This window comes from Sulfitobacter sp. (assembly GCF_041552635.1).
Lineage (GTDB): Bacteria > Pseudomonadota > Alphaproteobacteria > Rhodobacterales > Rhodobacteraceae > Sulfitobacter.
On the sequence record NZ_JBFEKM010000072.1, the window covers coordinates 1 to 19824 of the forward strand.

Below are 19824 nucleotides of genomic sequence, written 5' to 3' on the forward strand. Positions count from 1 at the left end.
TCGACGGCGTGGCGGACGGGGCTTCGTCGCGCGATGGCAAGATTACGGGCACGTATCTACATGGATTGTTCTCGAATGACACCTTTCGAAAGGCGTGGCTGGCACAGTTCGGACTGACCTCGGCACCGGTTTCCTATAGCATGACGGTTGATGATACATTGAACCAGCTTGCCGATCATATGGAACAGTATCTTGATGTCTCAAGCCTTTTGGACAGCGCAGGTCCTATCGCATAGCTGCCCCTTGCATCTAGCGCGCAGCAAGGGGATATGTGTTGCAAATTAACAGTAAGGACTGCCCCGTGGAACGAAATCTAACCTTGGTTGCCTTGTTTGCAGCTCTCATCGCTGCACTTGCGCTGATCCCGCAATTTTCGCTTGGTTTTGGTGTTCCGATTACGGCGCAAAGCCTTGGGATCATGTTGTGCGGAACTGTTCTGGGGGCCAAACGGGGCGCGCTGGCGGTGTTGTTGTTCTTGCTTTTGGTCGCTTTGGGGTTGCCGCTGCTGGCTGGTGGGCGCGGCGGTTTGGGGGCGTTTATGCTGCCGTCATCGGGTTTTTTGATCGGCTTTCCCGTCGCAGCCTTTGTCACGGGCCTGATTGTTGAAAAGTGGCGCAGCGCGTCACTGACGGTGGCCGCAGGGGTTGCATCGATTATTGGTGGGGTCTTTGTCCTCTATATCTTTGGCATCGCCGGGCTGGCAATTGCCCTGAAAAAACCGTTCATCGAGGCCGCAATGCTGGTGATGGTCTTTATCCCCGGTGACATTATCAAAGCGGTTCTTGCAGCGTTCATTACCAATGGTTTGGCCAAAGCGCGCCCTGCCAGCGTCCTGTCGCGCACCTGATCCCAAACAAAAAAGCGCCCGATTAATTCGGGCGCTTTTGATATTTCCAAACGGTGCGGGCGGCGGTCAGCTGCGCGCGTAAACGTCTTCGTACCGAATGATGTCGTCTTCCCCCAAATAGCTGCCGGTCTGCACTTCGATCAGGACCATCGGCACTTTGCCGGGGTTTTCCATGCGGTGTACTGCCCCAAGCGGGATATAGACCGACTGGTTTTCGCTGATCAACTTGACGTCTGCATCCACGGTCACCTTCGCGGTGCCTTCAACGACAATCCAATGTTCCGATCGATGGTGATGGCTTTGCAAGCTTAGCGCGGCCCCTGGATTAACCACGATACGTTTGACCTGAAATCGCCCGCCGATGACAAGGCTTTCGTACCAGCCCCAAGGACGGTAATCGCGCGGCAATTGTACCGCTTGGCTTGACCCTTGGGTTTTTAGCGCATCAACGGCTTCTTTCACGCGCTGGGCTTGGGATTTATCCGCCACCAGCACCGCGTCGCCCATGGCGATTGCGATGATATTCTCTAGACCGATGCCGACCAGTTGCAATCCTTCGGTTTCGGACCGCAGCAGCGTATCGGCGCAATCAATCGCCGTAGCATTGTCAGAGCAGACATTGCCCTGTGCATCGGGGCCAGATTCCATCCAGACCGCGTCCCAGCCGCCCAGATCGGACCAGCCTGCGCTAAACGGCATAACGGCTAGGTTCTCGGCCTTTTCCATGATCGCATAATCGATCGAAATATCGTCCGCTTTGCCCCATGCTGTGGGATCAAGGCGGGTAAAGCCGAGGTCCGCATCGGCATCCGCGAGCGCTGTGGTCACGACCTCAAGCATCTGCGGCGCGTGGGCGCGATAGGCGGCGATGATCGCTTCGGCGGTGAACAGGAAAATCCCTGCATTCCAAAGGAAATTCCCTGCTGCAAGCATTTCACCCGCACGGGCGGCGTCGGGTTTTTCGACAAAACGCGCAAGGCTTTGCGGGCTGGCGGCCGCAGTATCGGCCCCGGCGGCGAGCTCAAGATAGCCATAGCCCGTCTCGGGACGTGTTGGCATGATCCCGAATGTCACCAGATCGCCCGCTTGGGCGCGTGGGACTGCAGCTTGCACGGTGCGGGCAAAGGCCGCTGTGTCGGGAATGACGTGATCTGACGGGGCAACCAACATCAGTGCAGAGCTATCGGTCTTGGCAACCCACAAGGCAGCAGCGAGAACCGCAGGTGCCGTATTGCGCCCTTGGGGTTCAATCAGAATGCCCATCGCGGCCTGTTCGACCTGCGCCAGCTGTTCGGTCACGATAAAGCGGAACGGATCACCTGTCACAATTACAGGTGCCGCAAAACCGTCGCCGGACAGACGCCGCGCCGATGCTTGAAACAAGCTCTCGTCTCCCATCAATTTGGCGAATTGCTTGGGATAGGATTTGCGTGAAAGCGGCCAAAGCCGGGTGCCGGAGCCGCCACAAAGGAGAATTGGATGGATCATATCAGGCACCATTATATTGATAAAATAAGTCTTTCATTCAAGATAAGCGCAGCATTCAAGAACGGATGCTATCTTGATTCAGAAACCAGTTATAGGTTTCTTGCAAGCCGTCCTTCAGGTCAATCTGCGCGCGCCATCCCATATCTGCCAGACGCGATACATCCATCAGCTTGCGCATGGTGCCGTCGGGCTTGGTCGTATCAAAGCCAAGTTTCCCTTTGAAACCAGTGACATCCGCAACCATCTGCGCCAGTTCCCCGATGCTGACATCGGTGCCGGTGCCCACATTGATGTGGCTTAGCATCGGTTGGGTGTTGGCGGCATAGACGTCTTGGGGCAGGTCCAGCACGAACAGCGACGCTTCGGCCATGTCATTGACATGCAGGAATTCACGCATCGGTTTGCCTGTGCCCCAGATCACCACCTCGTCCAGATTGTCGCGGGCCGCCTCGTGGAAACGGCGGATCAAGGCAGGCAGGACGTGGCTGTTTTGCGGGTGGAAGTTATCGCCGGGCCCGTACAGATTGGTCGGCATCACACTGCGATAATCAACGCCGTGCTGGCGATTATAGCTTTCGCACAGTTTGATGCCTGCAATCTTGGCGATGGCGTAGGGTTCATTCGTCGGCTCTAGCGTGCCCGTTAGCAGGGCATCTTCGGCCATCGGTTGTTGTGCCGCGCGAGGATAGATGCACGAACTTCCAAGCTGGAGCAGTGATTTCACGCCCGCCGCAAAGGCCTGATGAATCACATTGCATTCGATCATCAGGTTTTCGTAAATAAAATCAGCCGGATAGGTGTTGTTGGCCATGATGCCGCCGACTTTTGCGGCCGCCAAAATCACCACATCGGGCTGCTCTGTCGCCATGAAATCGCGCACGGCGACCTGCGAGGTCAAATCAAGCTCGGCATGGGTGCGTGTGATCAGAGCCAGCGCTTCGCCTGCGTCTTTGCGGGCCTGCAACTGGCGCAAGATTGCGCCGCCCACCATGCCGCGATGTCCTGCGATATAAATCTTGCGCATGGTGTTATCCGTTCTCAAGCGAGATAGGCAGATCCAGACCGTGCTCTTTCAACAGCGCATGGCGGCGCGCGGTTTTCAGATCAGCAGCGACCATTTCAGCACACATTTCCTGTGTTGTGATTTGCGGCACCCAGCCAAGCTTTTCTTTGGCTTTGGCGGGGGAGCCAAGCAGCGTCTCGACTTCGGCGGGGCGGAAATATTGCGGATCAATCCGCATGACCACATCGCCGGGTTTGACGGCTGGGGCATTGTCGCCCTCGACGCTATCAATGATCGCGCGTTCGTCAACGCCGGTACCCTCAAACCGCAGAGTGATGCCCAGTTCGGCAGCGGACCATGTGATAAACTGACGGACGGAATACTGCACGCCGGTTGCGATCACGAAATCATCGGGCGCGTCTTGCTGCAACATCATCCACTGCATCCGGACATAGTCTTTGGCATGGCCCCAGTCCCGCAGCGCATCAATGTTGCCCATGTACAGGCACTCTTCCAGACCTTGGGCGATATTCGCCATGCCCCGTGTGATTTTACGGGTCACAAAGGTTTCGCCACGGCGCGGCGATTCATGGTTAAACAAGATTCCGTTGCAGGCATACATGCCGTAAGCTTCGCGGTAATTCACCGTGATCCAATAGGCGTACATCTTGGCCACGGCATAAGGGCTGCGCGGGTGGAACGGCGTGGTTTCGGTCTGGGGCGTTTCTTGTACCAAGCCATACAGCTCGGAGGTGGAGGCCTGATAGAACCGCGTTTTCTCGGCAAGGCCGACGAAACGAATGGCTTCGAGAAGACGCAACGTGCCATTGGCATCCACGTCGGCGGTATATTCGGGCGCTTCAAAGCTGACGGCGACATGGCTTTGCGCGCCAAGGTTATAAACCTCGTCGGGCTGCACTTCGCTCATGATCCGTGTCAGGTTCGAACTGTCGGTAAGATCGCCGTAATGCAGCTTGAGCTTGGGATTTTTTTCGTGCGGGTCCTGATAGATATGGTCGATCCGCTGGGTATTCAGCGAAGACGACCGCCGCTTGATCCCATGTACTTCGTAGCCTTTTTCCAACAACAATTCAGCGAGATAGGAACCATCCTGTCCCGTGATACCAGTGATCAGAGCGCGTTTCGTCATGTATTTTTCCGTTCTATGCCTGATGTGGCGGTTGTATCGCCCGATTTTATTTCAATCGGGCGTAGTAGTTATAATGCTTAGCAAGTGCAACGGCGCGCTTCAAGAACGGTCGATCCGCTTGGCTCGACCGCTTTAGAAGGTTTGGTCATAGTCGCCAACGTCCGGTTCCGTTCTGATCACGGCGTCCAGGTCCGCAAATATTGCGCGCAGCTCTTCCTCGGATTGCGCACTTTCGCAGACCACCACTAGATTGGGCGTGTTCGACGATGCCCGTACCAGACCCCAGCTGCCGTTATCAAGGATCACCCTCGCACCGTTCACAGCGACGACTTCCTTGACGGGACGCCCGCCCAGTTCGGTGACATCTTTCAGCTTGGCGACAATCCGGTCGAGAATGTTGTATTTTTCTTCATCCGACGCATAGGGCGACATGGTGGGGGTTGCAAACGTGTGCGGTAGATCACGGCGCAGGTCTGACATTGATTTATCAGGGTTACGGTCCATCAGCTTGCAGATTTCCACAGCGACGCGCATGCCGCAATCATAGCCGCGCCCGATGGGTTCAGCGAGGAAGTAGTGGCCCGATTTCTCGAATCCCGCCAGCGCGCCCAATTCCTTGACGCGACGCTTCATGTGGCTGTGGCCGGTTTTCCAATAGTCTGCGGTGGCACCATTGGCGATCAGCACGGGGTCAGACGCATAAAGCCCGGTTGATTTTACATCCGCAACAAAAGTGCTGTTTGGATAGATCGCAGACAGATCGCGCGCCATGATGACACCGACCTTGTCGGCGAAAATCTCTTCGCCCTCGTCATCGACCACGCCGCAGCGATCGCCATCACCATCAAAGCCAAGCGCGAAATCAGCGCCCGATGCTTTGACCGAGGCGGACATGTCATGCAGCATTTCCATCGCTTCGGGGTTCGGGTTGTAGTGCGGGAAAGTGTAGTCGAGCGTGTTATGGCTATCGACGACTTCGACGCCCAGACGGCGGAACAGTTCTGGGGCAAAGGCAGACGCGGTGCCATTGCCGGTGGCACAAACAACCTTGAGTTTGCGGGTCATTTTGAAGTCACCGACGAGGTCATCCAGATACGCCTCGCGCACCCCTTCGACGAATTCGTATTTGCCGCCGGGTTTGGCTTCGCCACGTCCTTCCAGCACGATATCGCGTAGTTCAGACATTTCGTCGGGGCCGTGGGTCAGCGGGCGTTCAAAGCCCATCTTGACGCCGGTCCAGCCGTTCGGGTTATGCGAAGCTGTGACCATAGCCACAGCAGGCGCGTCCAGATGAAACTGTGCGAAATAGGCCATGGGCGACAGGCAGGGGCCGATGTCCTTGACGTGAATGCCGGCCTGCATCAGGCCAAGGATCAGCGCGTTTTTGATCGACAGCGAATAGTCGCGGTAATCATTGCCGACAGCGATGACCGGTTCGATGCCGCGTTGGTGCATCTGCGTGCCCAGTCCCATGCCAAGCGCGGTGATACCGGGCAGGTTGATTGCCTCGGGGTACTGCCAGCGTGCGTCATACTCGCGAAAGCCGGTGGGCACGATCATCGGGTCGCGCAGGAATTCCCAAGTGTTCGGCGTGACGGTCGGCAATGGTTTGGTCATGAAAATATCCTGATCTGGCGACGGGTATGTTTAGGCTTTCTCGATAGAAGGAATAGGCCTTAGGATCAACTAAGAGCTTTGTTTTACAGCGTATCATTGCCGCCATTGTGCATTGATTGTCTGTTGTTGAGGGCATTCGCGCTTTTAAAGCCGCAGATTGACCTGCATTTGGTGCGGTTTTCCGGCCACAAAAAGAACCCCGCCCCTTTTGCAAGGGACGGGGCGGGGTCGTTGGGTATTATGTTGGGCGTTTAGCCGATGATGGCGTTCAGCGTGGCTGAGGGGCGCATGACTGCTTCGGTCTTGGCGGGGTCCGAATGGAAATACCCGCCCAGATCAACCGCTTTGCCTTGGACCTCGGCCAGTTCGGCCATGATCTTGTCCTCGTTTGCGGCCAGCTTTTCCGCGATGGGGGCAAAATGCTTGGCCAGATCGGCGTCGCCGGTCTGTGCTGCCAGTGCCTGTGCCCAATACAGTGCGAAATAATAATGGCTGGCGCGGTTGTCGGGCTGGCCAACTTTGCGCGAGGGCGATTTGTTGTTGTCGAGGATACCTTGCGTGGCATCATCAACCGCCTTGCCCAAAATCCGCGCCTTTTCGTTGTTCTTTTGATCGGCCAAGAACTTGAGGCTTTCGCCAAGCGCGCAGAATTCGCCCAGTGAATCCCAACGCAGGTGATTTTCTTCGACCAACTGTTGAACGTGCTTAGGGGCGGACCCACCGGCACCAGTTTCAAACAAACCTCCGCCCTGCATCAGTTTCACAATCGACAGCATCTTGGCCGAGGTGCCCAGTTCCAGAATCGGGAACAGGTCGGTCAGATAGTCGCGCAGCACATTGCCCGTGATCGCGATGGAGTTTTCGCCTTTGCGGATGGTTTCCAGTGTTTGGCGGGTGGCTTTGGCAGGCGACATGATCTCGAATTTGTCCGCCACGCCTTTGGCTTCAAGGATCGGTTTGACATAGGCGATCAGTTCGGCGTCGTGGGCGCGGTCTGCGTCCAGCCAGAAGATCGCCTCGCAGCCTTCGGCCTTTTGACGGTCGATGGCCAGTTGCACCCAGTCTTCAATGGGGGCTTTGCGGGCCGATGCGGCACGCCAGATGTCGTTCGCCTCGACGGTATGTTCAGAAATCACATCGCCATTGGCGGCGATCATCTTGACCGTACCATCAGCCGGAATTTCAAACGTGGTGGGGTGCGATCCGTATTCTTCGGCTTTTTGGGCCATCAAACCGATGTTCTGCACAGTACCCGAAGTTGTCGGGTCAAGCGCGCCGGTTTCTTTGAAGTATTTTACGCTTTCGTCATAGACCGGAGCGTAAGAATTGTCAGGGATCACACAGTTGGTGTCGTGTTCCTTGTTGTCGGGGCCCCAGCCCTTGCCGCCAGCGCGGATCAGCGCGGGCATGGACGCGTCGATGATCACATCGGATGGCACGTGCAGGTTGGTGATACCCTTGTCAGAGTTCACCATATACATCGGCGGTTGCGCGTCCATTGCGTCTTTGACCGCTTGCTTGATCTCGGCGTTGTCGTCGATGCGGGCCATCATATCGCCAATACCGGCGTTCGGGTTCACACCTGCCGCTTTTAACTCATCGCCGTATTTGTCGAACACGGGCTTGAGGAATACACGCACGGCGTGCCCGAAGATGATCGGGTCCGACACCTTCATCATCGTCGCTTTCATGTGCAACGAAAACAGCGTGCCGTCTTTCCGGGTCTCTTCGATCTGTTCGGCCAGGAATTTGTCCAGCGCGCGTGCAGACATGTATGTCGTGTCGACAACGGTACCGGCGGGGAATGTTACGCCGTCTTTCAACACGGTTTCGGACCCGTCAGCAGCCACATGCACGATTTTAGCAGCGCCAGCTTGGGCATCGCTTAGCGTCAGGGATTTTTCGTTCGAAAAGAAATCACCCTCCGACATTGCAGAAACCTTGGTTTTGCTGTCCTTGGACCACGTGCCCATCGAATGTGGGTTGGCCATCGCGTATTTCTTGACGGCAATCGCGGCGCGACGATCCGAGTTCCCTTCGCGCAGAACCGGGTTCACAGCGGAGCCTTTGATCGTGTCATAGGAGGCGCGGGCTTTTTTCTCGGCGTCGGTGCTGGGGGCTTCGGGATAGTCGGGCAGGGCGTAGCCTTGGGATTGCAGTTCCTTAACCGCGGCAACCAGTTGCGGGACTGATGCGGAAATGTTCGGCAGCTTGATCACATTGGCATCAGGTGTTTTCACCAGGTCACCCAGCACGGCCAGATCATCGGATTGCTTTTGATCGGCGTTTAGCGCGTCAGGGAACGCGGCCAGAATACGACCGGCCAGCGATATGTCGCGCGTGCCAACGGACACGCCTGCCGCCTCGGCAAAGCTGCGGATGATCGGCAGCAAGGAATAGGACGCCAGTTCAGGTGCCTCGTCGACCTTGGTGTAAATGATGTCAGGTGTGTTCGTATCAGCCATGGTTTCAAGCCTTTCAGGAAGTTTGGTATGCGATAGTACACTAAAGCAGAAATATCCACCTCAACTGCGCAAGATATACCGTGAATCTATGGCGACAAAAGCCGCATTTTTGGATTCCAGCTTGCCCGAGCGTCCCTTTGGCGGGTTATACTGGCCGCAACCTTGAGGGAGGAGACAGACATGAACGATCAATCGGCACTGCAAAGAGGGACAGGTTTCGACATCCCTGATCCCGCCGAATTGCCAAGCCTGAAGGGCGAGGTATCTGAAATCGAATGGCGCTTGCGCTGTGAACTGGCCGCGACCTATCGGTTGTGCGCGATGCACGGCTGGACCGATCTGGTGTTCACGCATATATCGGCCCGCTTACCGGATGAGGACGGGCAGGAACGGTTTCTGATCAACCCTTATGGTTTGATGTTCGATGAAATTACCGCGTCGTCGCTGGTCAAGATTGATCTGGACGGCAATATTTGTCAGGAAACCCCGTATTTCATCAATCCGGCAGGGTTCACCATCCATTCTGCCATTCACGCCGCGCGCCATGATGCGGGATGTGTGATCCATGTGCACACGCCCTACGGCGTTGCGGTATCGGTCCAAAAAGGCGGGCTGCGCCGCTATACGCAATTCTCGATGATCGTGAACAATGATCTGGCCTATCATGACTACGAAGGCATTGCGCTGAACCTTGATGAACGCGACCGGATCGTAAGTGACATCGGGGACAAAAGCCTGCTGATGCTGCGCAATCATGGCACGCTCACCGTTGGGCCGAATTGCGCGTTGGCCTTCCTGCGGATGTATTTCCTTGAAAACGCCTGCAAGACCCAGATTTGCGCCCAAGCAGCGGGTAGCGAAGAGCATCTGCACGAGGAAACACAGGATATGGCCGATCTGGTCGCCAGCCAATCAGCTGGGGCTTTCACTCCGGGGTCAGGGGATAATCTGGTCTGGCCGGGATTGATGCGAAAATTGGCCCGTACCAATCCGGGGCACGACAAATAGAACATGAAAACGCCGCGCTGGGGACCGATCCTTGGCGCGGCGACAGTGGGGTCTGTTGCCAGCCCCATGCGATCACCTCTTTTTTGTGCCCATTGACCTAACTCTTTGCGGTCAACCACTGTGCCTTGTGAGGTGCAGCGCGCAAGATGCAAGACGTCTGAAACAGACTATATTTTTGATCAGATTTAGCGACCAGTCCTCCGTTTGACTCATGCCGTGCTTTTTGTCGGCAGAATAAACGTTTTTCACACTAGTTCGAACCATAAGAGCACAGGCGGATGTCACGCCGCTGCGAGATGCGGTGCTCCAGTCAATGCCGCAGGTTATGTGATGCGCGCAGATGTTGGTAAAATTTCATAGATGGGGCCGTTTTCTAAGCACTTGGCGCTAAAATTTTAATTTTTTTAAAAAGTTGTGTTTTATTATGATGAAGATATTTCCCGCAGGATCGAAGACGCGCCATAGCTGGCAGCCGAAATGACCCAATCCCCGGACAGGAACGGATCCGAAACAGCCAAGGATGGGCGTGTTGCGCGCGGTGAAATTACGCGCGACCGTGTGCTGGATGCAGCAGAACGCTGCTTTTCGGAGCGTGGATTTGATGCCGTATCGGTACGTGAGATTGCCCGTGAAGCAGGCGTGACGCTGGGCACGGTCAGTTTCCATAGCGGCGGTAAGAGCGCGCTTTTTCGGGCAGTTCTGACGCGTCGTATGGTTGTCTTGAATGATAGGCGCATGGACAGCCTTCAGGCTGTGCAGGCTAACAGCGAATTTAGATTGGGGAATCTGGTTGATGCTTATGTGACGCCATTTCTTGAGATTGCTTCGGGCAAAGATCCGCAGTGGCGCGCCTATGCAAGGGTGGTCGCGCGCGTTGCCGCCGATGATCGGTATTTTGTTGAGAATGGGCCGCTTTTTGATCCGGTCGCAATGGCGTTTTTGACTGAGATGAACACGCTGTACCCACGTACAGACCCGAAAATTCTGGCTGTGGGGTTCTCGCTTGTGGTGTCGTCCATGCTGGGAGCCGTCGCCAGCAGTGGTCGCGTTTTCGGGGTGGGCGGTTTCCCTGCGCCGGATGCGCTGCACGCGTTCCGGGAACAGCTGGTTAATTTCTGCGTGGGTGGCCTTTTGCGGATGCTTGATCCAGAATAGAGGCCACATAATCCGATTGAGGAACCCAAGACATGACAACCTATCCTAAAATTTGGTTCCTGCGCCACGGTGAAACCGAATGGAACGCCGAAGGGCGTGTGCAGGGTCAGACGGAATCGGTGTTGTCGGCGCGCGGGGTGGATCATGCGAAAAGTCAGGCGGCATTGATGGCTCCGATCCTAGAACAGAACCCGCCGTGCTTTGTTTCGCCGCTTAAACGCACGCGCCAGACGGCTGACATCGCATTGGGGGGGCGTGCCTATCACACCGATGACCGCCTCAAGGAAGTGTTTGCTGGGGATTGGGAAAGCCAGCTTCGTGCTGATATTTTCAAGACCTTGCCGGATGATATGAGCCCCGACATGCCGCATATCGAATTCTATGCCAGAGCCCCCGGCGGCGAGGGGTTCGACACATTTCAAGCCCGTGTGCGGTCGTTTGTGGCGACGCTGACCGAACCTACGGTGATCGTCGCGCATGGGCTAAGCGGTCAATTGCTTCGAGGAGAGTTGTGTGGGTTGAGCCGCGCAGATCTTGGCAAGCTTAGCAACCGTCAAGGTGTGGTCTATGTTCTGGAGAACGGCGTTGAAACGATCCTGGAGCTTTAGGCACGCTGCGCGAAAAAGTGGCACCTTGTTTTTAACGTCTTGGAATACGGGGCAAGTGGCATTGCTGCGCTTGCGGGTCAGATTGATTTGCGCGCCCGCATCGCTGCTGTGATCGTTCCGTCGTCAAGATAATCCAGTTCGCCGCCAATCGGGACGCCTTGCGCCAGCGAGGTCAGTTGCGCTTGGCCTTCCAATTGATCCGCGATGTAATGCGCGGTGGTCTGCCCGTCGATCGTCGCGTTCAGGGCGAGGATGACTTCGGTGATATTCTCCGACGAAACCCGGTCGATCAGCCTTGGGATGCGCAATTCCTGAGGGCCGATGGCATCCAATGCCGAAAGCGTGCCGCCCAAGACATGATAGCGGCCTTTGAACACGCCCGAGCGTTCCATCGCCCATAGATCGGCGACATCTTCGACCACGCATAGTTCGCCGTTGGCACGTTTTTCTGAGGTGCAGATATCGCAAATATCCGTGGTGCCGACGTTGCCACAGTTCAGACACTCCCGCGCTGTCGCGGCAACGGTCTGCATCGTATCTGCCAGAGGGGTGAGCAAAAGCGCGCGTTTGCGTATGAGGTGCAACACCGCCCTGCGCGCTGATCTGGGGCCGAGGCCCGGAAGCCTCGACATCAGATCAATGAGCGCGTCGATGTCGCGCGTGCTGCTCATGGCTGCGCATCCCGCGATGCTGGTTCAAAAGAGATTTTATGCCTTCGGCGAGGATTTTGAACCATTTGGAAAGATCAGAACGGCAGTTTCATGTCCGCAGGCAGGCCCATGCCTTCGGTCAGCTTGCTCATCTCGGCTTGGGCGCGGTCGGTGGCTTTGGATTGGGCGTCCTTGATCGCGGCAAGGATCAGATCTTCGACCACTTCTTTTTCGTCTCCGTTAAAGATTGAGGGATCGATGTCGAGTGATTTCAGCTCGCCTTTGGCGGTACATGTCGCTTTGACCAGACCAGCGCCGGATTCACCTTCTACGATGATATTGTGCATGTCTTCTTGCATTTGCGCCATCTTGCCTTGCATTTCCTGCGCAGCTTTCATCATTTTGGCCATGTCACCCATGGCACCCAAACCTTTGAGCATCTGATCTTCTCCTGAATTGCTGTTGTCTGTTTATATGCGGGCTATGACCGTGTTGGACAAGGGGCCAATCCGGATCGGATCAGTCGTCTTCGAACGGGTCCCATTCATCTTCGACTTCGGGCAAGGCTTCGGACACGGCGGCGGCGGCAATGTCTTCGGGGGTGCGGATGGAAAGGATTTTTGCCCCCGGAAAGGTCGCCATGACGGCTTGCATCAGCGGATGGCTTTCGGCCTTGGATTTCAGTTCATTGTCTTTGGCATCGCGGATTTCGGCGATGGTTTTTGTTTCACTATCGCCCACGATAATGACGGCCCAGCGGTTGCCGGTCCACAGTTGCAGCCTTGTTCCAAGGCGTTGCGCCAGATCGCGGGGGGCGGCATCGGTGGGGGTGAATTCGATGCGACCGGGTTGATAGGCGGCAAGACGCAGGGTGTTTTCCACCTCGACCAGAAGTTTGACGTCCCGGTTGGTGCGGATCAGTTCGACGACATGTTCAAAGCTGGGAAAGCGCGCGAGGGCTTGATCAATGGCCGGGGCGAGTGCGGCCATGGTTGCCCCTGATTGCGGGCTGCCTTGGACATGGTGCGAAGCCGTTGCGTTTGTATTTCCGCCACCGCCGGATGGCCCACTGCCACTATGCCCATGTGCAGGCGGTGCTGTGGGGGGCGGGGTTGCCTTGCTTAGCTTGCGGGTCAATTCCTCGGGGCTTGGCAGGTCGGCGACATGGGTCAGGCGGATCACTGCCATTTCGGCGGCCATCATCGCGTTAGGGGCGCTGGCGACTTCGTCCAGCGCTTTAAGCAGCATTTGCCAAAGGCGGGTGAGAACGCGCATCGGCAGGGTTTCGGCCATGGTCAGGCCGCGGCTGCGTTCTTCGGGCGATACGGTGGGGTCTTCGGCAGCATCGGGCGTGATTTTGACCACTGACACCCAATGGGTGATTTCGGCGAGATCGCGCAGCACTGCCATCGGATCGGCCCCGTCGGAATACTGGCTGCCCAGTTCATTCAGCGCGCCCGCGGCATCGCCGCGCAGGATCATGTCGAACAGGTCCAACACCCGGCCACGATCGGCCAGCCCCAGCATGGCGCGGACCTGAGTGGCGGTGGTTTCGCCAGCACCGTGGCTTATCGCCTGATCCAGCAGGGAAGTCGCATCGCGGGCGGACCCTTCGGCGGCGCGAGTGATAAGTGCCAACGCGTCATCAGCAATTTCGGCCTCTTCAGCGCTTGCGATCTTGCGCATCAGGGCGATCATTACTTCGGGTTCGATCCGGCGCAGGTCAAAGCGCTGGCAGCGCGACAGGACCGTGACCGGCACCTTGCGGATTTCAGTGGTGGCAAAGATGAATTTCACATGCTCTGGCGGTTCTTCCAGGGTTTTCAGCAGGGCGTTGAACGCACCTGTCGACAGCATGTGCACCTCATCGATGATGTAGACTTTGTAGCGGGCCGAGGCCGCGCGGTAATGCACACTGTCGATGATTTCGCGGATGTTGCCCACGCCGGTGTTTGAGGCGGCGTCCATCTCCATCACGTCGACATGGCGACCTTCCATGATGGCGACGCAATGTTCGCATTCCCCGCAAGGTTCTGTCGTCGGGCCGCCGTTACCGTCCGGGCCGATGCAATTCATGCCCTTGGCGATGATCCGCGCTGTGGTGGTTTTGCCGGTGCCGCGAATCCCGGTCATGATAAAGGCCTGCGCAATACGGTCTGCGGCAAAGGCGTTCTTGAGGGTACGCACCATTGCATCCTGGCCGACCAGGTCGACAAATGTTTCAGGCCGGTATTTGCGCGCCAGAACGCGATAGGCGGAAGGTGCTGACATGGGGGCCCTTTGCGAGGATTCGATGCGACCCATAGGATAGGGCGCGCGGGGGGCATCGTCCACCGCTGATAGGCCTAGGTTCTTCTTGGACGTTGAACTGTGGACGAAAGGCAGCGCAAAGATATATCAATGGTTGAAACAGCACATAGGAGCACGAGATGCGGCTGAAGGGGATACGACGAAGTCGAAATGTCGAAGTACGGGGCGGGCGCGGTGGTGGCGCGCGCAAAGGCGGCTTGGGGATAGTTGGCGTAATCGCTGTGCTGGCGATCGGATATTTTACGGGCATTGACGTGTCATCCTTGGTTGGGGGGACACAAAACCAGTCGGGCGCGCCGGCAAGCCAAGCGGATTCCGCCGCCACGCAATTTTCTGCGCAGGTTCTGACAACGACCGAAGATGTCTGGGGCAATATTTTCCCTGAGCAGTTGGGCCGCACGTACGAGCCACCCAAGTTGGTGGTGTTTTCCGGTGTCACCCAAAGCGGATGCGGCGGGGCATCGGGTGCGACGGGGCCATTTTACTGTCCAGCGGATGAAAAGGCCTATCTGGACACTCAGTTTTTCGACATGTTGGCACAGCGCATGGGCGCGGGCGGCGATTTTGCTGCCGCCTATGTGATTGCCCATGAGGTCGCGCATCATGTGCAGAATCAGCTGGGCATTTTGCCAAAGGTGGATGCGCTGCGGCGGCGGTCGTCGGAGGCCGAGGCCAATGCGCTGACGGTACGGCTTGAGCTGATGGCGGACTGTTTGTCAGGGATTTGGGCGATGAACGTCAAAGGCCTGATGGAGCGGGGCGATCTGGACGAGGCGCTGAATGCCGCGCGCAAGATCGGCGATGACTATCTGCAAAAGCAGGCCGGGCGCGCGCCGCAGCCGCATACCTTTACGCACGGGACATCGGCGCAGCGGTCGGGCTGGTTCCAGCGCGGCTATGACAGCGGTCAAGTCGGGCAATGTGATACGTTTGCGGCTGATCGGCTTTAGATCAGGGCATCTGTGAATTCGGGAGGGGGCTGCCCCTCTCGCGCCATCCTGTGGATGACCTTGGGTGGGGGCAGCGCGTATTTCGCTATGCAAAATACGCTCGGGTGAGAGGCTGATAACGACCCAAGTGGGTCTCGTTGCGGCTGCTTCCTTCCGGATCTGACCGGGTTGGCGAGGCACCTGCCCGCACCAACCTCTCGATCCTCATATAGGATAGAGTTTTGCGAAGTGCAAGGATCAGAGCGTAATCTCGATCCGGTCAAAGCCAGCAGCGGTCTGCCCCAGAATACGAGGCTTGAGCGGGGCGATTTCGCCCAGATATGCAGCGGCCTTCGGGCTGGTCTCGTAAACTGCAGTCAGGCCGCGCCGTTTCAGGTGCCAAGGTGCTTGCCGGGTCCAGATGTCAAAATCATCGGCCTGAAGTGCGCGAATCAACGATTCTGTCGGAGTTGCATCACTTTGTGCAATCGGTACCGGCAGATCGATCATGTCATACTTGCCCCCACCTGCGGCGCGAAATGTATTCGTTGCGAGAACGAACCGTTGATCTGCTGAAACCGCGGCACCTGCATGGGCGATCTGGGATATCCGCTGACCTTGGGGCTGTGTGGGATCGATTGCGTAGGTCAATCCATAGATGGCGTCGAAAATAAATCGGGGCTCGGCATCGTTCAACAGCATCTGCTGAGGGATATTTGCACTGAGGTGGCTGTAAACATGTGCAGATCGTTCCAGCCAAAGCCGCAATTGCGCGCCCGTTAAAAGCAAAGCACAGGTGCGGTTTTCAAAAGGGGCGAACCCAGCCAAGTGCCGCCGCAGCATAACGCCTTGGGGCACATCAATGTAATTTCGCACGTCGCCCGCGCCACCGACGGCACGGGCTGCCGCCGTCGCCAACAGTGGCAGATCCGCATGGGGCGATCCCTGCAAGGCCTCTTGGATAAGGATTGCCTTGGCTCTGGCGGACAGCGCCATGGTGTTCGCAGGTTGGAGTAGCGCAAAATAGCTGTGCAAATGGTCGGCCGGTGCCCCGATTGGGGCTGCAAGATCGGCGCGCGCTGCGTTGTGGGCCCGTGAGGCCCGAGCAAAAAATGCCGGATCAGGCACAGTATCGACCGGCTGCGGCCAAAGCTGTGCGGCATTATCTGTAACGATCCACCGGCCATCTGCGCCCTGTGCCAGATCAAGATCGATGACACCAAGGTCTGATCCCATCACGCCGGGCATCACGATCGGAATATTCGAAGGGAACACGTTGTCGCATTCCATGTCATCGGGGAAACGACGATGCGTGTGGCCAGCAACAATCGCGTCGATGCCGGGGATTTCAGCAATTAAACGCGCACCCGCATCGGCAATGCTATCGGGTGCCCCGGCATGCCCCAAACCCAAATGCGCAAGCGCTAGAACGATGTCCACACCGGCCTGGCGCAGCTGGGCTACATGTTCGGGCAGGGTGGCCAGTGGGTCTGAAATAATAGCCGTGTCAGCCAGCATGGCCTTGTTCCAGACGGCAGTTTCATCGGGCAACGCGGATACAATCGCGATCTTGAGCGGCACGGCCCCATCCGCAGTCTCGATCAAGCGGGTCAAAGTCACAGAGCGGTGCAGATCGCGGATGCCACTTTCTGAGAGGTTTGTGGAAATCACCGGTGCGTCAAGTGCAGCGATGAACTGTTCCAGATAAGAGGTACGGAAATCCAGATCATGGTTGCCCAAGCCAATCGCGTCGTAGGCCAATCCGTTAAAGCTGGCGACCAGCGGATGGTCTGCGGTCACGGGGTGCGTGCTTAGCCAGTCTGCCAAGGAATTGCCCTGCAAAAAGTCACCGTTATCGACCAATAGGCACTGTCCGTGTGCCACGTCCGCCCGTGCTTTGGCGATCAGAGGGGCCAATCCGGCCAATCCTGCCCGCTGGCCGGGGGTGTCAAAAGCATAGTCGTATCCCAGGACATTCATATGAAGATCCGTGGTCGCAAGAATGCGCAGCTTGGTGGTGGCACGTTCCATTTCTAAAACCGCAGAGTCACGCGAATGAGGGGCGCGGCGTCAAGGATTGATGAAACAATCTGCGTCATGGCGGTTTTGAATTGTCCTTAGACTGGTTTTTTCGGGGGTTTACTCATGAAAACAAACTAAGGCTAAACTGACGGCGTGAAACCCTTGGCTTTGGTCAAGATGGTGAATAATCACGTAGCGAGGCAAATTTGAGGGCTAGATGAAACATTCTGAGACAGTAACCTTTGGCGGTTCGGGATTGGACCGTGCAGGCGAGACACGCGGCGACAGAGCGGCTGTTGACGTTCTGAAGCAAGAGGAAACGGCCCGTGCAGTATTGTTATGGCGTGGCAAGGTATTAATCAACCCGATGCGGCCTGCTTCTTTGGTGCGCTTGCCTATGGACCATCCCGCACTTCAGGATGCATCGTCACCACCGATCTTGCTGGGGCGCGAAAACGGCGAAGCACGATTTGCGTTTGATTTGTCATCGTGGGTGCCCGACGATCTGGACCCCCGCCATTTGGGCGCGTTCATGGACCCCAGTGAACAGCGTCACCCGATGCTACCCGAAGAGAACGTCTTTGTTGAACTGCGCCGTGTTATGACATGGCTTGACCCGCGGGATGCGGAATTGGCGGCGACCGCAAAAGCCATATTTTCGTGGCATGAAACACATGGGTTCTGTGCCCGTTGCGGTTTTGAAACGGTTGTTAACGACGCTGGATGGCAGCGCAACTGTCCCGCCTGCCGTGCCTCGCATTTCCCGCGCACAGACCCGGTGGTAATCATGTTGATCACCCACGGGAATTCGGTGCTGATGGGGCGGTCGCCGGGATGGCCGCAGGGCATGTATTCCCTGCTAGCCGGTTTCGTTGAGCCTGGAGAGACCCTTGAGGCCGCCGTGCGCCGTGAAGTCTTTGAAGAATCCGGTATCGAAGTCGGGGAAGTCAACTATTTAGCGAGCCAGCCTTGGCCGTTTCCCGCATCGCTAATGTTCGGCTGTGCCGGAGTTGCAACATCTGAAAAAATTACAATTGACCCGAAAGAAATCGAAGACGCTCTTTGGGTTCCAAAAGAAGAGATGATGGACATATTTGCAGGGCAACATCCCCATATCTTGCCCGCACGTAAAGGAGCTATTGCACATTTCCTGTTAGAAAACTGGCTTGCGGATACACTGACTTGAGGCGATTGTGCCTGAAACCGGCGGGCAGGTAAAAAATGAAGTTTTCGACAAAAGAAGATATTGAAGCGCCGATTGATGCTGTCTTTGATATGTTGTGCGAATTTGACCAGTTTGAACGTGCCGCGATGCGTCGCGGCGCGGAGGTGCAGCGTGTCGATCAGTTGGCCGCGCCAGCCACGGGCATGAAGTGGGAGGCCGCTTTTGACATGCGGGGCAAGCGTCGCGAAATCCAGATTGATATGCAGTCCTTTGACCGGCCAACTGAAATGCGGTTGGCGACCACATCGCCCGGTCTGGCGGGGGACATGGCATTTGAACTGATGGCCCTGTCGCGCAGCCGGACGCGCATTCTTGTCACGCTCGAGCTCAAGCCAAGCAACTTGTCGGCGCGTCTGCTGGTGCAATCGCTCAAGCTTGCGAAAACATCGCTGACCAAAAAGTACAAATTGCGCGTTTTTGAATACGCAAAGGGCATGGAAGAACGTTACAAGCTGTCCCGTTGAGCGATTTCAGCTGGGATGGCGATCGGGGTGCGCCGGATAGACGCCCACAATATCCAGCATGTTGGTGAAATACCCTAATTCTTCAAGCGCGCGTTCGACGGCGGGATCTTCCGGGTGGCCTTCGATATCCGCATAGAACTGTGTGGCGGTAAATGATCCGCCCACCATATAGCTTTCCAGTTTGGTCATGTTGACGCCATTGGTCGCAAAGCCGCCCATCGCCTTGTACAATGCCGCAGGGATGTTGCGCACTTCAAAGACGAATGTGGTCATCATGGTCGGTGCCCGGCGGCTTAGGTCTGCCTTGGGTGACATCAACAAGAAACGCGTCGTGTTGTGGTCTAAATCTTCAATGTCGCGGGCCAGAACGTCCAGCCCGTGAATGTCTGCGGCAACTTCGCTTGCCAATACGCCCACGCTGCGTTCATCCGAAACCGCCAGATCGGCGGCCGCGCCGGCGCTGTCCGATGCCGCCTCTGACGTGATGCCGTGGGCATCGAGCCAACTGCGCGCTTGCGGGATCAGCACCATATGGGCGCGCACATGTTTAACGTCTTCCAAATTGACACCGGGCAGCGCCATCAGGCTGATGCGCACGCGCACAAACGCTTCGGCGATGATGTGCAAGCCGCTTTTGGGCAGCAACCGGTGAATATCAGCGACGCGGCCATAGGTCGTGTTTTCAACGGGCAGCATTGCCAGATCGGCGCGCCCCTCGCGAACGGCCCGGAACACGCCCTCAAATGTTACACAAGGAACGGGCACCATATCAGGGCGCGCTTGCAGGCATGCTTCGTGGCTATACGCGCCTAAAGCACCCTGAAAAGCGATACGGGGGGCATTTATTTCGTTCATTGTGGCGTCCTTCATCAGACCTTTACCA

At 56.8% G+C, this 19824-nt stretch carries 17 protein-coding genes, 1 other RNA gene and 1 pseudogene; 8 read left to right on the forward strand and 11 right to left on the reverse strand.

Annotated features, from left to right (window positions below; genetic code table 11):
* Together ABYT07_RS10305 and ABYT07_RS10310 are read left to right on the forward strand one after the other, a co-directional pair.
* Window positions 1-236: pseudogene (locus ABYT07_RS10305) on the forward strand (cobyric acid synthase CobQ); the annotation flags it as partial.
* Between the two features lie 65 nt (window positions 237-301).
* Entirely contained in the window at window positions 302-847 is a 546-nt protein-coding gene (locus ABYT07_RS10310; RefSeq protein ID WP_372991381.1) for a biotin transporter BioY, read from the forward strand.
* A 66-nt stretch (window positions 848-913) separates the two neighbouring features.
* On the opposite strand, the gene ABYT07_RS10315 is transcribed toward ABYT07_RS10310, so the two are convergent.
* The 5 genes from ABYT07_RS10315 to ABYT07_RS10335 form a co-directional block, all read right to left on the reverse strand.
* Complete coding sequence (locus ABYT07_RS10315; protein WP_372991383.1) at window positions 914-2335, reverse strand: mannose-1-phosphate guanylyltransferase/mannose-6-phosphate isomerase; 1422 nt, start codon at window positions 2333-2335, stop codon at window positions 914-916.
* A 55-nt stretch (window positions 2336-2390) separates the two neighbouring features.
* Entirely contained in the window at window positions 2391-3359 is a 969-nt protein-coding gene (locus ABYT07_RS10320; RefSeq protein WP_372991385.1) for a GDP-L-fucose synthase family protein, read from the reverse strand.
* A gap of 4 nt (window positions 3360-3363) precedes the next feature.
* Complete coding sequence (gene gmd / locus ABYT07_RS10325) at window positions 3364-4488, reverse strand: GDP-mannose 4,6-dehydratase (RefSeq protein ID WP_372991387.1); 1125 nt, start codon at window positions 4486-4488, stop codon at window positions 3364-3366.
* A 132-nt stretch (window positions 4489-4620) separates the two neighbouring features.
* Entirely contained in the window at window positions 4621-6105 is a 1485-nt protein-coding gene (locus ABYT07_RS10330; RefSeq protein ID WP_372991389.1) for a phosphomannomutase/phosphoglucomutase, read from the reverse strand.
* A gap of 251 nt (window positions 6106-6356) precedes the next feature.
* Entirely contained in the window at window positions 6357-8570 is a 2214-nt protein-coding gene (locus ABYT07_RS10335) for an NADP-dependent isocitrate dehydrogenase (protein ID WP_372991391.1), read from the reverse strand.
* A 180-nt stretch (window positions 8571-8750) separates the two neighbouring features.
* Here ABYT07_RS10335 and ABYT07_RS10340 point away from each other — a divergent pair, with 180 nt between their 5' ends.
* The 3 genes from ABYT07_RS10340 (at window position 8751) to ABYT07_RS10350 (ending at window position 11341) form a co-directional block, all read left to right on the forward strand.
* Entirely contained in the window at window positions 8751-9578 is an 828-nt protein-coding gene (locus ABYT07_RS10340; protein ID WP_372991392.1) for a class II aldolase/adducin family protein, read from the forward strand.
* 477 nt (window positions 9579-10055) lie between these two features.
* Window positions 10056-10733, forward strand: coding sequence for a TetR/AcrR family transcriptional regulator (locus ABYT07_RS10345; RefSeq protein WP_372991393.1), 678 nt, complete (start codon window positions 10056-10058; stop codon window positions 10731-10733).
* 32 nt (window positions 10734-10765) lie between these two features.
* Window positions 10766-11341, forward strand: coding sequence for a histidine phosphatase family protein (locus ABYT07_RS10350; protein WP_372991395.1), 576 nt, complete (start codon window positions 10766-10768; stop codon window positions 11339-11341).
* Window positions 11342-11418: 77 nt separating this feature from the next.
* Here the strand turns inward: ABYT07_RS10350 and recR are convergent, their stop codons facing one another.
* The 3 genes from recR to ABYT07_RS10365 all read right to left on the reverse strand — a co-directional run bounded on the left by recR (window position 11419) and on the right by ABYT07_RS10365 (window position 14262).
* Window positions 11419-12012 (reverse strand): recombination mediator RecR, encoded by a 594-nt coding sequence (gene recR / locus ABYT07_RS10355; RefSeq protein WP_372991397.1) that lies wholly within the window; start codon window positions 12010-12012, stop codon window positions 11419-11421.
* Between the two features lie 74 nt (window positions 12013-12086).
* On the reverse strand, window positions 12087-12431 hold the full coding sequence (locus tag ABYT07_RS10360) for a YbaB/EbfC family nucleoid-associated protein (protein ID WP_372991399.1): 345 nt from the start codon (window positions 12429-12431) through the stop codon (window positions 12087-12089).
* A gap of 79 nt (window positions 12432-12510) precedes the next feature.
* A complete protein-coding gene (locus tag ABYT07_RS10365) occupies window positions 12511-14262 on the reverse strand; it encodes a DNA polymerase III subunit gamma/tau (protein WP_372991401.1) in 1752 nt (583 codons plus the stop codon).
* 158 nt (window positions 14263-14420) lie between these two features.
* Between ABYT07_RS10365 and ABYT07_RS10370 the strand changes: the two genes are divergently transcribed.
* Window positions 14421-15251: a neutral zinc metallopeptidase gene (locus ABYT07_RS10370; protein WP_372991403.1), complete on the forward strand. Its 831-nt coding sequence runs from the start codon at window positions 14421-14423 to the stop codon at window positions 15249-15251.
* 102 nt (window positions 15252-15353) lie between these two features.
* Here ABYT07_RS10370 and ffs read toward each other — a convergent pair.
* Window positions 15354-15451: signal recognition particle sRNA small type (gene ffs / locus ABYT07_RS10375), an RNA gene on the reverse strand.
* Window positions 15452-15488: 37 nt separating this feature from the next.
* Window positions 15489-17261 (reverse strand): bifunctional UDP-sugar hydrolase/5'-nucleotidase, encoded by a 1773-nt coding sequence (locus ABYT07_RS10380; protein WP_372991405.1) that lies wholly within the window; start codon window positions 17259-17261, stop codon window positions 15489-15491.
* A 208-nt stretch (window positions 17262-17469) separates the two neighbouring features.
* Between ABYT07_RS10380 and nudC the strand changes: the two genes are divergently transcribed.
* Both nudC and ABYT07_RS10390 read left to right on the forward strand, forming a co-directional pair.
* On the forward strand, window positions 17470-18438 hold the full coding sequence (nudC, locus tag ABYT07_RS10385; protein ID WP_372991407.1) for an NAD(+) diphosphatase: 969 nt from the start codon (window positions 17470-17472) through the stop codon (window positions 18436-18438).
* Between the two features lie 35 nt (window positions 18439-18473).
* Window positions 18474-18941: an SRPBCC family protein gene (locus tag ABYT07_RS10390; RefSeq protein ID WP_372991409.1), complete on the forward strand. Its 468-nt coding sequence runs from the start codon at window positions 18474-18476 to the stop codon at window positions 18939-18941.
* Window positions 18942-18947: 6 nt separating this feature from the next.
* Here ABYT07_RS10390 and ABYT07_RS10395 read toward each other — a convergent pair whose 3' ends face one another.
* Complete coding sequence (locus ABYT07_RS10395; RefSeq protein WP_372991411.1) at window positions 18948-19796, reverse strand: prephenate dehydratase; 849 nt, start codon at window positions 19794-19796, stop codon at window positions 18948-18950.
* Window positions 19797-19824: the final 28 nt, after the last annotated feature.